Genomic DNA, 13,264 nt, shown 5'->3' on the forward strand with positions numbered 1-13,264 from the left:
CAAATGGACATGTTAATAAACCATGATGAACTGGGAGCCCTCTGCGGACTACCTCACATCCAGCAACTGGCTTATTTAAGAGGGATACGACCGTATATGGATGTTCAAACAGGAATAACAGGCATCAAGCGGCGAATCAGTTACCAGTCTATATCTGAGCAGCTTTATATCGAACCTCACCAAGGCATTAAAAGCCAGAGCTTTTCTCGTGATCAAGTCCGTCGTGCTGTTTCTGGTTTGGTTCGTGCGGGTGTGATTGAAGTTCAATCGGATGGTATGCAACTTATTTTAAAATGTCCTTTAGCCACACGGTATTTTTCTGTCCAAAATAAAGCCGCCATAAACCCGCCACAGAAAGCCACCACATGATGTGCCGGCTAATGGGCGTTACTCCATCCGAATACTATAGTTATCAAAAACGCAAACGGACAAGACCGGCAAATAAACCAGAACATCAGGGGTTATTGGATTGGGTTAAAAAAATATCAGAATCCAGCAAATTCTCGTATGGAAATCGCAGGATAAGAAAGGTGCTGAATGCTCTTGGCTACCCGGTTGGTCGAAGAAAAACCCGCAGTTTGATGCGTGAGGCTGGTGTTTTTGTTCGCTATAAAAAGAAATACAAGGTAACAACAAACAGTAATCATAATCAGCCTGTTTTTGATAATGTTTTAAACAGGCAATTTAATGTCAATGAACCCAATCGTGCTTATGTGTCTGATATTACCTATATCCCGACCCATGAGGGCTGGCTATACCTGACGGTGATGATTGACTTGTTTTCCCGAAAAGTGGTTGGCTGGAACATGAGTTCAAGAATGAAGGCCGACACGGTTTGTGATGCGTTAACCATGGCAATTTGGCAAAGAAAGCCCAAAGCAGGCCTTATCGTGCATTCCGATAGAGGCTCACAATATGCCAGCAAACAATATCGTGACTTGCTCAATCAGCATGGTCTTGTGGGCAGCATGAGTAAAAAAGGCGATTGCTGGGATAATAGTGTTGCTGAGAGCTTTTTCAGCCGCTTGAAAAATCAATTAATTCATTGGCGTAATTATCAAACCAGACGCGAGGCAAAACAGGATATTCTGGATTACATGACCATGTTTTATAATAATCAAAGGTTGCATTCGTTTTTGGGTTATCAAAGTCCGAATCAATTTGAAAACAGGTTCTGGGGGTTAATGAAAAACGTGGCTTAACTGGGGTGTACAAATTTGCTTGACCACATCACAATGGCTTTGCACGCGCTGGAACCTCATTCTTTTGCCAGCTCCAAAAAAATCGCAGGTGCGTTGTTTGCCAGTCACCGCGTTACCTTGTATTGCCAGTGTCGATTCGATCAAGACAATCGCATTGATTTAAAAAGCTGCGGGATGGATTCGGGATCCAATAAAAAACGCGCTCATCGCGTGGAGTGGGAACACATGATGCCTGCTGAAAATTTCGGTCGTCAGTTTCGCTGCTGGCGGGAGAAATTATGCAAAGACAGCAAGGGCAGGGCGTATAAGGGCCGTAAATGCTGCGCCAGAATAGACAAGGCGTTTCAAAAAGCGGAAGCGGAACTTTATAATTTATGGCCGGCCAATGGTTTGATTAATCAGATACGCAGTAATTACCGGTATTCGTCAATTCCTGGTAAAAGGCAGACCTACGGTTGTGGTTTTTATGTCGACAGGGCATTGAGAAAAGCCGAGCCCCCTGATTCTGCAAAAGGTATAGTGGCCAGGGCTAATTTATTCATGGCCGATAAATATGGGATACGATTAAGCAGGCAGCAAAAACAGTTGTTTAACGCCTGGAACAGAGATTTTCCGGTGACTGAATTTGAGCGGACATGGTCACGTCAGGTGGCCAGGGTTGAAGGGTATGCAAACTCTTATATTCGATGAATATGGATGATGACTATCGGTTTAAGCTTAAGCGTGATTACTCCCGCATAAGCTCATTTATGCAGGAGTACCCATTCAGATTATTTATACCGTTCGACGTGGTTCCCCTGGGTGCACGAAAGACAAAAGGTGTTCTGCTGTTTCTTCAGGAAGAGTCGATAAAACGGAGCCTTCATCTCTGACCCCTTTAAAAAACGTCATGCGCTGATTGAGCAGGGATTTGCCGTGGGTACTGAGCGATTGAAGTTCCTCGGTGTGGTATTTTTCATGCCGGCCACCTTGAAATATCGTCTTAGCCCGGCGGAGCAGATATTGGCTGTAGCTCTTGAGCGATTTTCCATGATCCAGGATTTTAGTCAATGGATGGTCGTGGTTGGTGATTAATTCGCTGATAAATTTGAGATTGGTACCCGGTTTGGATTGTATGTCCGTTAAGCGGGCAAGAATCTCATTTTTACAATGGGTGCCAAGCAGGGTCAGGGTATGCTCAGTAAAGGGCAGCCCGGCAAGGAGATCGTCCCAGATGACATCCAGTAATTCGAGCGCGGTTTCGGCACTGTTTGCCATTTCGAGCTTATATATATTGTTCAGGTTTAAGTTGGCTTGTCTTCTCCCCAGCCTGTTTGCCATCTCGAAAAGTCGGATGGCCTCCGGATAATTTTCAGGACCACCTTGACCCATCTTATGCATCAAGCCACGGTTGTTCATGGCGTCAGCATGATTCAATACAATGGCCATCTCATAAAGCCTGATGGCTTCCGGGTAATTTACGGGACCACCTTGACCATGTCGATGCATCACGGCACGGTTGTACATGGCGGAAGCATCACCCAATTCAATGGCCATCTCATAAAGCCTGATGGCTTCCGGGTAATTTACGGGACCACCTTGACCATTTTGATGCATAAAAGCACGGCTGTTCATGGCGGCAGGGTTATTAAGTTCGATGGCCTTGTCATAGAGGGCTATCGCCTTGTTGTAATCAATCCGCTCCCCGGCACCGAGATGGTGCATCCCGCCGCGAATGATCATGGCATGAGAGTCGTCTTCCTTGATGCGGTCTTCGCATTGTTCTCTGAGGTCATTGATTAATGCTTGAATTTGTCGGGATTCCCTGGTCTCAGGAGTGCGTTTGGAAAAATTAACTATTGATATCCAGAGTGAGGCGTAGGAGTAATCCCCTTCGAGCATTTGTTGTGAAATCAACTTAACCAACTCACTGTTAGAGTGCGATTTGATATCCAGTTTGGTTTTTTCTCGTTTTGTATCGGGCATTGATAAGTCCTTAAATGAATTGTCTGGCTGTTTATTAAAGCTGTATCAGCAACTGGTGCATATTTTATACAATCCGGCTTAAGGTTTTATTAAATTAATATTTTTCATTGAGGCAACAGGGTGATTGAATGGCTTCAGTTCATCTGTTGCCGAAGAACAGAATTTGAACGGACATGGTCACGTCAGGTGGCCAGGGTTGAAGGGTATGCAAACCCTTATATTCGATGAATCTCGTGATTACTCCCGCATAAGCTCATTTATGCAGGAGTACCCATTCAGATTATTTATACCGTTTGACGTGGTTCCCCTGGGTGCACGAAAGACAAAAGGTGTTCTGCTGTTTCTTCAGGAAGAGTCGATAAAACGGAGCCTTCATCTCTGACCCCTTTAAAAAACGTCATGCGCTGATTGAGCAGGGATTTGCCGTAGGCACTGAGCGATTGAAGTTCTTCGGTGTCACTTGTTGTTTTTCCATGATTCAGGATTTGAGTCAACGGAAGGTCGCAGTTGGTGATTAATTGGCTGATAAATTTGAGATTGGTACCCGGTTTGGATTCCTTGTCTGTTAAGCGGGCAAGAATCTCATCTTTACAATGGGTGCCAAGCAGGGTCAGGGTATGTTCAGTAAAGGGCAGCCCGGCAAGCAAGTCGTCCCAGATGACATTCAGTAATTTGAGCGCGGCATCAGCATTGTTTACCGATTCGAGTCTATATATATTGTTCAGGTTTAATTTGGCTGATGAATTCCCCAACCTGTTTGCCATTTCATAAAGCCTGATGGCCTCCGGGTAATTAACGGGACCACCTTGACCTTTTTTATGCATAAAGGCACGGTTTTTCATGGCATAAGCATTACCCAATTCAATGGCCTTGTCATAAAGCCTGATGGCTTCCGGGTAATTAACGTCGCCACCCAGACCCTTTTGATGCATCCAGGCACGGTTGTTACAGGCGGAGGCATTACCCAATTCAATGGCCTGTTCATAAAGCCTGATGGCTTCCGGATAATTAACGGGACCACCTTGACCTTGTTTATGCATCACGGCACGGTTGTACATGGCGGCAGCATGACCCCATACAATGGCCTGCTCAAAAAGTCTGATGGCTTCCGGGTTATTAACGGGACCACCCACCCCGTCTTCATGCATCAAGGCACGGTTGCACATGGCGATAGCATCACCCAATCGAATGGCCATCTCATAAAGCCTGATGGCCTCCGGATAATTTACGGGACCACCCACTCCGTCTTCATGCATCAAGGCACGGTTGCGCATGGCGGCAGCATCACCCAATCGAATGGCCATCTCATAAAGCCTGATAGCCTCCCGGTAATTAACGGGGCCACCTTGACCATGTTGATGCATCAAGGCACGGTTGTTCATGGCGGCAGGGTTCTTAAGTTCGATGGCCTTGTCAAAAAGTCTGATGGCTTCCGCGTAATCTTTGCGACCACCGTGAGCATGTTTATGCATCATGCCGCGAACAGTCATGGCATGAGAGTCGTCTTCCTTGATGCGGTCTTCGCATTGTTCTCTTAGGTCATTGATTAATGCTTGAATTTGTCGGGATTCCCTGGTGTCAGGAGTGCGTTTGGAAAAATTAACTATTGATATCCAGAGTGAGGCGTAGGAGTAATCACCTTCGAGCATTTGTTGTGAAATCAACTTAACCAACTCACTGTTAGAGTGCGATTTGATATCCAGTTTGGTTTTTTCTCGCTTTGTATCGGGCATTGATAAGTCCGTAGATGGATTGTCTGGCTGTTTAATAAAGCCACATTAGCAAATGGTGCATATTTTATACAAATTCGTAATGTCTCGCAATTGTTGCTTCATGTGCTGTTGCTGTTTTTTATTGCCAACCGGCGTCATGACTTTCTGTCAAATTTCAGGAGCAACATGAGTCTGTTTGTAATTTTTTTTGCTGCTCATCAGGTTGAGGTGGTAGAACCGTTTCTCTTAAACCCTCACCTACCATTCCAGCATATAAAATCCAGAATATTTTTGTATCTGCCCCCTTAAATGCGAGGAGAGGCAGCCCATTTAAAACCCCTATCTATTACAAGTTCATTCCTATGTCATTGGTGATAGATAACGTACCTTATCCTTCCCAAAAAGGTTAATATCGAGAGAAAGGCAAAGTCGAGACCCTTGAATTTATTAAAGCCTAAAAAGGACAAAAATTCAAAATTTGTGATAGATAAGATTTCAAGCCAGGTGAGTGTTCAATTTGATACCAATTCATTAAAAGCATGGCTTGGCTATTATTTTGAAGTTCATGTCAAAGGCGCACCTGAAAAAACGGAACAGGCAAAAATGTCTGATCTGACAAAATTTATTCGGTTCTTTGAAAGGGAAGTAGGGCATGACCAGGTGGATAGTTGGACACCAGCCGTTAGCAAGCAATTTCAAAGGACATTAACAAAAACAATATCTCCTGTTACTCAAAAACCATATAAGGCAACAACTGTTAATCGAACCATGGCTACCATTCGTCATGTTGGTAGATGGCTCCATCAACATAGACCATTGTTGGCAGGTGATCCATTAGCACAAGTTAAAGATGTTCAGGTTGATGCGCCTGATTGGAACGGTTTAACAAGCCGTCAATTAATGCGACTTAAATCTTCTTGTGAGCAACGAATTAAAAGTTGTACGCGTAAAAATCAAAATCCGTTATTGGAAGCAGCAATATTTTATACCTTACTTGGTAGCGGACTTCGGGCATCAGAACTTGTTTGTTTAGATGTTTATCAATATGAAAGAAAAGGGCTATCAAGTGTTGTTCGCCATAAAAGTAAGCGAGTAACGGGTAGGGTGCCTTTACCAATAGAGTCTAGGCAGTTTTTAGAGCAATATATAGAACAAAGAAATCCTGAGCCAGATGAGCCGCTATTTGTAAGTCGATACAATACACGCCTCAAAACACTTGATGTTTATCGAACATGTCAGAGGCTAGTTAAACAAGCTCTGGCATTTTTACCAGATGAAGAAAAATTTGATTTTACCCCGCATATGCTGCGACATACATTTCTAAAACGAGTTACTGATAAACATGGCGTTCATTTTGCTCAAGAGGTTAGTGGGAATGTATCAATAAAAGAGATATTTCGTTATGCAAAGCCAAGTGAGGATGAAATACAAGAGAATATAGAAAAAATATTTTCGTGATTTTGCACTTTTCGAATGAAGTTAAAGTATAGTTATACCGCCGGGTGAAGGCCTATCATCAGGTGGGTGAATACTAATAGCCGTTCCTGTATTTTTAAAAAAACTACCCTGCACGTGAACTCCTTTTATTTTAGAGAGAAGAGGTTCAAGTGAGGGTCTGTAAATAATTTTGTGTAATTGGTCATAGTATATAATCTGCCTATTTTCAGACAGGCATTGAAGAAGAGACAAACTATGACTCATGATATAGATGAATTGGCCAAGGAAATAGCCAAGACGTGTAAAACGCAAGAAGACTTCACTGAGTTTTTTAAACAGCTAAAGCGTCGAGGCTTAGAGGCTACGCTATCCGGAGAACTTACGCATCATTTAGGCTATGACAAGCATGCCAAGGCTGTTGAACGCAAGAGCAACAGTCGTAATGGGTACAGCAAGAAGACTATTCAGGTTAATGAAGGCGAAATGGAAATAGCGGTGCCACGTGACCGAACAGGCACATTTGAACCTCATATTATCCCTAAATACGCTACCCGCTTTGATGGTCTTGATGAAAAAATCATTTCATTTTATGCCCGAGGTTTAAGTACACGCGACATCCAAAGCGAGCTTGAAGAAATCTATGGTACAACCATATCACCCACATTGATTTCAAGCGTGACAGACGCGGTTTTATCAGATGTACGTGCCTGGCAGGCAAGGCCTCTGGATAGTTGCTTCCCCATTGTTTATTTGGATTGTATTGTCGTTAAAGTAAAGACTGACAAAGGTATTATTAACAAATCCGTCTATTTGGCATTGGGTGTTAATACAGATGGCTACAAAGAACTTCTGGGCATGTGGATTAGCCAAAATGAAGGCGCAAAATTTTGGCTAAACGTACTGACAGATATAAAAAATCGTGGCCTGGATGAAATATTTATTGCGTGTGTTGATGGACTTACTGGCTTTCCAGAAGCCATTGAAACAGTATATCCACACGCTAAAGTTCAGCTTTGCATTGTACACAAAATTCGAAATTCATTGGCTTATGTCAGCTGGAAAGACCGTAAAATCCTTGCTGCTGATTTAAAAACAATCTACAGTGCCAAAACACTCATTGAGGCTGAAATGGCGCTGGAAGCATTTTCTGAGAAATGGGACGACCAATACCCATCCATAAGCTCCTCATGGCGCAGAGACTGGATACGTATTACCCCATTTTTTGATTATCCAGCTGACATCCGTCGAGCCATATATACGACAAATGCCATCGAATCGTTGAATATGACTTTGCGAAAGGTAATTAAAAATAAAAGAATGTTCCCATCTGACGAATCAGTTTTTAAATTGCTCTATCTTGCGATTGAACGAATTGCTCGGAAATGGACAATGCCGATCCACAACTGGAAGCCAGCTATGAATCGGTTTATGATCGAATTCGGTGATAGAGTTACTGAATAATGGAATGGCTAGTTACACAGAAAATTTTACAGACTCGTATTTATTGTGGAGAAGAGAGTTTTTAAAGAAGCTGAAGCTGCTTGCTATATCTGCATGAGCCGTTCTTTTCTTTCTCAAGACAGGGTAAATGGAACTTTAGCTAATAGAACTCCAGGCCCTAAATATATTAAAATCGGACGATCAATACGCTATTTGAAGAATGACCTTGATTCATGGTTGGAACAGCACAGAAAGTGTGGTTAGCGCCGTTAAAGTATCTACTCATTGGGTTAGCGCAATAATGCTTTTGCGCTAACCCATGCAGTTTATTCAATTCTTATATTTTTAAATTGCTTAGTTAAAAGTTCTTTTAATAGACCATCTATCTTACGCGCATAAGGTTCATATGCGGAAGGGCGCCTGGGATAAATTCTATCATTGACCCAGTGTTGTTCAGGCCAGTTATCCGTAGTTAAAATACATTCTTTAGCAAAATCTTTTATATTGAATTTTTCTTCAATTTTAATGCAACCTCTAATAAATATATCGACATATGATTGTGTAATGGGATATTCACGGCTAGTGCCTTATCCGCATTCAACACGTGGGTAAAATAATACTATTCTAAAAGAAATATTAGCAGAAATGGATAAACATCTTGAATTGTGCAATCTGAAGAGATACTTTTCGTGCTGATGTTTTTTATCAGTACAGGAAGTTATGAAAAAATATATAGTGCGCCTGTCGCCAGAAGAAAGGGTTGAGCTTGAAGGAGTAGTGAAGAAACTGAGAGGTAGTCCGCAGAAAGTAAAGCGCGCACAGATATTGTTGAAAGCAGATGTTAATGGGGTCAACTGGCCTGACGCCAAGATAGCCGAAGCATTTGACTGTCGCATACAAACTGTTGAGGATGTACGCAAGCGTCTTGTATTGGAAGGATTTGACACTGCGCTCAATGGAAAAAAACCAAAGAATCCACCCCGGGCAAGACGGCTATCTGGAGAACAGGAAGCGCAATTAATAGCGATGCGTCTTGGAACGCCACCTGGTGGGTATGGAAGCTGGACTCTGAGTCTTCTCAGGGATGAAATGATAAGACTCGAGATAGTGGATACCATAGGCAGAGAAACGATCAGGGGCATTCTAAAAAAAACGGTCTGACCCGCAAGAAACTTGAGTACTGGGTTATTCCGCCAGAATCGGACGGTGAATTTGCGGCAGGCATGGAGGATGTTCTTGAAATTTACTCACGCTCTTTCAATCCACTGGTACCGGTAATTTGCATGGATGAACAACCTATCCAGCTTCTGAATGAAACAAGAACACCGATTTCAGCAACAAGACATCATCCAAAACGCGTTGACTATGAATATGAGCGGGCAGGAACGGCATCCATATTCATGTTTACAGAACCCCTTGCTGGAACCCGGACGGTTAGCGTGCGTTCTCGCCGCACAAAGATAGATTGGGCTATAGAAATGGAACAGTTGATACGTACCCAATATGCAAGTGCTGACAAAATTATTCTGGTTTGCGACAACTTGAATACGCATACACGCGGTGCATTCTATGAGGCATTCCCTGCGGAAAAAGCACGCGAAATTGTGCGGAAAATCGAGTTTCACCATACCCCAAAACATGGTAGCTGGTTGAATATTGCAGAATGCGAGCTCAGCGCCATGACCAGTCAGTGTATCAATAACAGACGGTTTGGCAGTATTGAGCTTTTGGCAGAAGAAACACGCGCTTGGGCACAAAAAACAAATCAGAAGCAGAAAGGGGTTAACTGGCAATTCAGCATCGATAATGCACGTCACAAACTGAAATCAATTTACCCACGCATTGAATGCGGATAAGGCACTAGGTTGATCATCTTGTATTGATTTTGGATAGTAAATCCATACCTGCATTTTTTCAGGAATATTTTTTGTATATATTTTAATTTGTTCGATGCTTAACTCTTTCCTGCAGTAAACAGTTTCTCTGGTGTCATATAGCTCTATTTCTTTGGAATCACGAACTCTATAAATTACGCCGTTAAATATCCCTTTTTCGTTTTCATTTAAAGACAAAAAAGTTGCATTGAATCCTGGCAAATTACCGTGCGCACACCAGCTCCTTTTAAAGCCTTTAATTAAAACAGGAATGTTCTCATAAGCGTTTGAGTCTGTAGTCTTTTTAGATTGCTCATCAATCAAACTTCCATAACCCGCTATATATTGAGGTAATTTGGGGTTTATTTTGGGATGGCATGTATCCGAGGCTGCTTTCATCGGAGGGATAACTATCAACAATAAGCCCATGCAGGATGATTTTAAGAGCTTACACATGATTTCAGATATATTCTTATTTTCAATAAAACACATTCAATTTGCACTCTACATGCACTCTATATTTGAATTTTGTTTTGTAATAACGTCTATAACCCTGGATTTAATTGGTCGGAGTGACAGGAATTGAACCTGCGACCCCTGCCTCCCGAAGGCAGTGCTCTACCAGTCTGAGCTACACTCCGATTAATGATTGCGGTTAAGCGCAAAGTGGGCTAGTTCCGTCAGTGCTTCCTTATACGGACTATTCGGTAAAATTGCAAGAGCACTCAAGGCGTGATCAATTTCCCGGGCCGCGAAATTTTTGGTAAATTCAATGGCCTTCGTTGATTCAAGCGCGTTGAGAATGCTGTCGAGATTGGTTAAACCTCCTTCCCTAAGGCTGTTCTCGATCAACTCTTTTTGTTCCGGCGTGCCGTATTTTAGTATATACAACAGGGGCATGGTAGCCTTTCCGTCCGCCAAATCATCGCCGATATTTTTTCCGATAGTCTCGGCGTTGGAACAATAATCCAGCGCGTCGTCAATGAGTTGAAATGCGTTACCCAGATGAAGTCCGTAGTCATACATATTTTTATTGACCGCTTCTCCCGACTCGCCCAAAAGGGCGCCTATGGACGCTGAGGCGGCGAATAACAGGGCTGTTTTTGAACGGATAACATCCAGATAGTCTTCTATCGATACGGAAGGATTATGGCGATTGACCAGTTGTTTGACTTCTCCGCAACTGATTTGATGGGAAGTATCAGCCAGCAGGCGGACAATGCCCCAGTTACTTACGCTAGCCATGAGTTGAACGGATTGCGTGAAAAGATAGTCGCCGACCAGAATACTGGCCTTGCTGCCCCATATTTCATTGGCTGTTTCCCGGCCACGGCGCAAGGTTGATTCATCTACCACGTCGTCATGCAGCAACGTTGCGGTATGAAAGAATTCGATCATGGCGGCCAAAGGGATGTGATCATTTCCCTGGTAGTCGCAGGCATGACTGGACAAGAGCACTAATAACGGGCGTAAACGCTTGCCTCCGCTTTCCACGATATGCTTCGACAGGTCATCAATCAAGCCTACCTGAGACTGGATTTTGTCAACAATCAGACTATTAACAGCATCAAAATCATCACTAACCAATGCCTTTAATCGGTCTACCGTCATTATATATCCTTTGGGATTTGATGCGAGCATGCTAAGGGTGCCACTTCATCTTGTCAAGGTCGAAGCCGGCAAATTCTGCAAACTGAAACAAGTCAAATACTTTTTACAGCCTGAAACAGATAAATGTACGGTCATTTTGTCAAAGAGCCGTAGCCCGCAAGGAGGCCTGCGGCCGTATTGCGGGGGTCATGCCGGGAGTCCCGGTGAGTATCCGTATGAATGGTACCCCGCATTTCGGCTTCGCTTTCATTAATTTGTCATACACCAGAAATCACTATAACTCCAAAACACTTGGTTGATACGTTAAAACCCGTATTGAATATTGATCACACCATCTAATTTTTTAATAATGCCTGGTATAAAATATAAATAGCGTTTTTCTAATAGTAAGTTAGTTTTTAGGTATTCCTGATATACTCCCGCTTATTTTTAGAATTTTCTACCAAGGTTCTGTGAACCAATTTTTTCGCAAAGCGAAAATGTGGATAATTGAGTGCCATTATGTCTTTGAATGAGGCGAATAGCGGGCTCTATTTAACGAATTCAAAGACATAATGGCGCCAATTAGCCGTATTTGCAGCTGTGAAAATTTTTGTTCACAGAGCCTAATATTGATTATCAAAAAAAGTGGGGTTGTTGGTGAAGTTCAGCAATATTGACGATTTAATGGCTGATGATGGTAAGTTATCGACGAAAGGGATGTATTTGCTTCACGATTATTATAAAGGTAAATCAAGTGGCTCACACCCTGTTTATGTACTTAACCACTATTCAGACCTGGCAGTGATGATTGCCATTGCTCCCAAGGATACCATTTATGGGGTTATCATTAAAAATGGTGGCTTACTTCATAAAACACCGATTATTGCTAAAAATAATCAATTTATCATACTTGATTCTTTAGGGGTTACGGGGACGATATATGCCAAACCATTGCAACAGGAATTAGGGAAATGCCTGGATGAACTTGGCATCAAGCGCGCGGCTATTACAAATGTTGACTTTCAACGACAGTCTGATTTTGTTTCTTGTGGTACGGAAGCATTTTTAGTGATGAAAGAAGCATTGAAGTTAGGTGATCTATTGTTTACTCTTTATCAAAATCAACCTGTCAATTATGTTCCACCTGAAATTGCCAAATATACCCAAGGTATTGCGCGTTTGTGGCCTGTTTGTAAAAAAGGGGTCACCACCAACTTATCTCAAACTGTGTCGGGGCTAAAGATGTTATCGATACCGGTTAATAAATCGGGTTCGCATCTTAAAAGTGAAACATTAAAGTCTTATGTAGACAGGCACGCTTTCATCAATGGAAAATTCAATCTTGCAGTTGATAGTCGGCGCAATAAGCATCGAGTAATCCTCCAATCCCTTCTCAAAGCAAAGGATAAGAACACATTGACAAAAATGGCTATGGAGGCTTCAGGTTTGAACTTTTTATTATCTCATCCTTCTTCCCTGCAAGCATTGTTTCCTTATAAAAAGATAGACGTGTTGTATGAGATTGCCGGGATTACTAAAACGTTCAATACGAAAGAGGGAAATATCGTTATTTATCGATTCAGTGTATTAGGGGACGCGAAAGAGTTACAAAGGATTGTTAAAGGGTTGGAAGAAACGTTAATTGATTTAGTTGATAGATATCTTGATGTTGATAATGATATTAAGCTTTATGATTTGGCAAAATATGTTTATGCAAAATACTATTTCCAACAGACGTTAGATAAGCTTTTGCTTAAGCAATCCTCCCAATCTGATAGCTTGGAAAGTACAGCACTATCACTTCATAGCATGTTTCCACCGGCATCAGTTGGCAAAGAGCCGAGTCGGCCAACTAGTGAGGCTATATTTCATCACTAATTTCAGGGGCTTAGGAGACAAACGCCTAACAATTGCGGAGCCTGGAAAATGGTAAATTTAAGCATAGGCGGCAATCGCTATCGATAGCGAACGGAACGTTTATTGCCGTTAGTTGTTAAACCGTGATGCAGTGGGATTGTGCAGTTAATTTCCCAATTTTTGT

At 42.4% G+C, this 13,264-nt stretch carries 10 protein-coding genes, 1 tRNA gene and 2 pseudogenes; 8 read left to right on the forward strand and 5 right to left on the reverse strand.

Annotation, left to right across the window (positions count from 1 at the left end; all coding sequences use genetic code 11):
* Positions 1-3: 3 nt before the first annotated feature.
* From CKW05_RS03640 to CKW05_RS03650, 3 genes and pseudogenes are all read left to right on the forward strand, one after another.
* A pseudogene (locus tag CKW05_RS03640) lies at positions 4-363 on the forward strand (hypothetical protein); the annotation flags it as partial.
* Positions 364-365: 2 nt separating this feature from the next.
* Positions 366-1,202: pseudogene (locus CKW05_RS03645) on the forward strand (IS3 family transposase); the annotation flags it as partial.
* A 15-nt stretch (positions 1,203-1,217) separates the two neighbouring features.
* Positions 1,218-1,892, forward strand: a complete 675-nt coding sequence (locus tag CKW05_RS03650; protein WP_231950685.1) for an endonuclease — start codon at positions 1,218-1,220, stop codon at positions 1,890-1,892.
* A gap of 84 nt (positions 1,893-1,976) precedes the next feature.
* Here the strand turns inward: CKW05_RS03650 and CKW05_RS03655 are convergent, their stop codons facing one another.
* Entirely contained in the window at positions 1,977-3,167 is a 1,191-nt protein-coding gene (locus CKW05_RS03655; RefSeq protein ID WP_095140566.1) for a tetratricopeptide repeat protein, read from the reverse strand.
* 284 nt (positions 3,168-3,451) lie between these two features.
* Positions 3,452-4,900, reverse strand: coding sequence for a tetratricopeptide repeat protein (locus CKW05_RS03660; protein ID WP_095140567.1), 1,449 nt, complete (start codon positions 4,898-4,900; stop codon positions 3,452-3,454).
* 417 nt (positions 4,901-5,317) lie between these two features.
* Between CKW05_RS03660 and CKW05_RS03665 the strand changes: the two genes are divergently transcribed.
* The 4 genes from CKW05_RS03665 (at position 5,318) to CKW05_RS03690 (ending at position 9,612) form a co-directional block, all read left to right on the forward strand.
* Entirely contained in the window at positions 5,318-6,337 is a 1,020-nt protein-coding gene (locus CKW05_RS03665) for a tyrosine-type recombinase/integrase (RefSeq protein ID WP_058483853.1), read from the forward strand.
* Positions 6,338-6,571: 234 nt separating this feature from the next.
* Positions 6,572-7,777 carry an IS256 family transposase gene (locus tag CKW05_RS03670; protein ID WP_095140569.1) on the forward strand — a complete coding sequence of 402 codons (1,206 nt, stop codon included), beginning with the start codon at positions 6,572-6,574 and terminating at the stop codon, positions 7,775-7,777.
* A 699-nt stretch (positions 7,778-8,476) separates the two neighbouring features.
* A complete protein-coding gene (locus tag CKW05_RS03685; protein WP_058484135.1) occupies positions 8,477-8,917 on the forward strand; it encodes a helix-turn-helix domain-containing protein in 441 nt (146 codons plus the stop codon).
* A 26-nt stretch (positions 8,918-8,943) separates the two neighbouring features.
* Positions 8,944-9,612 (forward strand): IS630 family transposase, encoded by a 669-nt coding sequence (locus tag CKW05_RS03690; RefSeq protein ID WP_231950738.1) that lies wholly within the window; start codon positions 8,944-8,946, stop codon positions 9,610-9,612.
* Here the strand turns inward: CKW05_RS03690 and CKW05_RS03695 are convergent.
* The 3 genes from CKW05_RS03695 to CKW05_RS03705 form a co-directional block, all read right to left on the reverse strand.
* Entirely contained in the window at positions 9,583-10,122 is a 540-nt protein-coding gene (locus CKW05_RS03695; RefSeq protein ID WP_231950687.1) for a gamma-glutamylcyclotransferase, read from the reverse strand. The genes CKW05_RS03690 and CKW05_RS03695 overlap by 30 nt on opposite strands.
* 72 nt (positions 10,123-10,194) lie before the next feature.
* Positions 10,195-10,271, reverse strand: a tRNA-Pro gene (locus CKW05_RS03700).
* A gap of 1 nt (position 10,272) precedes the next feature.
* Positions 10,273-11,241 carry a polyprenyl synthetase family protein gene (locus CKW05_RS03705; protein ID WP_058484133.1) on the reverse strand — a complete coding sequence of 323 codons (969 nt, stop codon included), beginning with the start codon at positions 11,239-11,241 and terminating at the stop codon, positions 10,273-10,275.
* A gap of 666 nt (positions 11,242-11,907) precedes the next feature.
* Here CKW05_RS03705 and CKW05_RS03710 point away from each other — a divergent pair.
* Complete coding sequence (locus CKW05_RS03710) at positions 11,908-13,101, forward strand: hypothetical protein (protein WP_095140571.1); 1,194 nt, start codon at positions 11,908-11,910, stop codon at positions 13,099-13,101.
* Positions 13,102-13,264: the final 163 nt, after the last annotated feature.

This window comes from Legionella spiritensis (assembly GCF_900186965.1).
Classification (GTDB): Bacteria; Pseudomonadota; Gammaproteobacteria; order Legionellales; family Legionellaceae; genus Legionella_C; species Legionella_C spiritensis.

Bases quoted from the DNA above. Each gene is read 5' to 3' on its own strand.
- CKW05_RS03655 (WP_095140566.1), bottom strand. From the start codon at position 3,167: ATGCCCGATACAAAACGAGAAAAAACCAAACTGGATATCAAATCGCAC.
- CKW05_RS03660 (WP_095140567.1), bottom strand. From the start codon at position 4,900: ATGCCCGATACAAAGCGAGAAAAAACCAAACTGGATATCAAATCGCAC.
- CKW05_RS03670 (WP_095140569.1), top strand. From the start codon at position 6,572: ATGACTCATGATATAGATGAATTGGCCAAGGAAATAGCCAAGACGTGT.
- CKW05_RS03685 (WP_058484135.1), top strand. From the start codon at position 8,477: ATGAAAAAATATATAGTGCGCCTGTCGCCAGAAGAAAGGGTTGAGCTT.
- CKW05_RS03695 (WP_231950687.1), bottom strand. From the start codon at position 10,122: ATGTGTTTTATTGAAAATAAGAATATATCTGAAATCATGTGTAAGCTC.
- CKW05_RS03705 (WP_058484133.1), bottom strand. From the start codon at position 11,241: ATGACGGTAGACCGATTAAAGGCATTGGTTAGTGATGATTTTGATGCT.
- CKW05_RS03710 (WP_095140571.1), top strand. From the start codon at position 11,908: ATGGCTGATGATGGTAAGTTATCGACGAAAGGGATGTATTTGCTTCAC.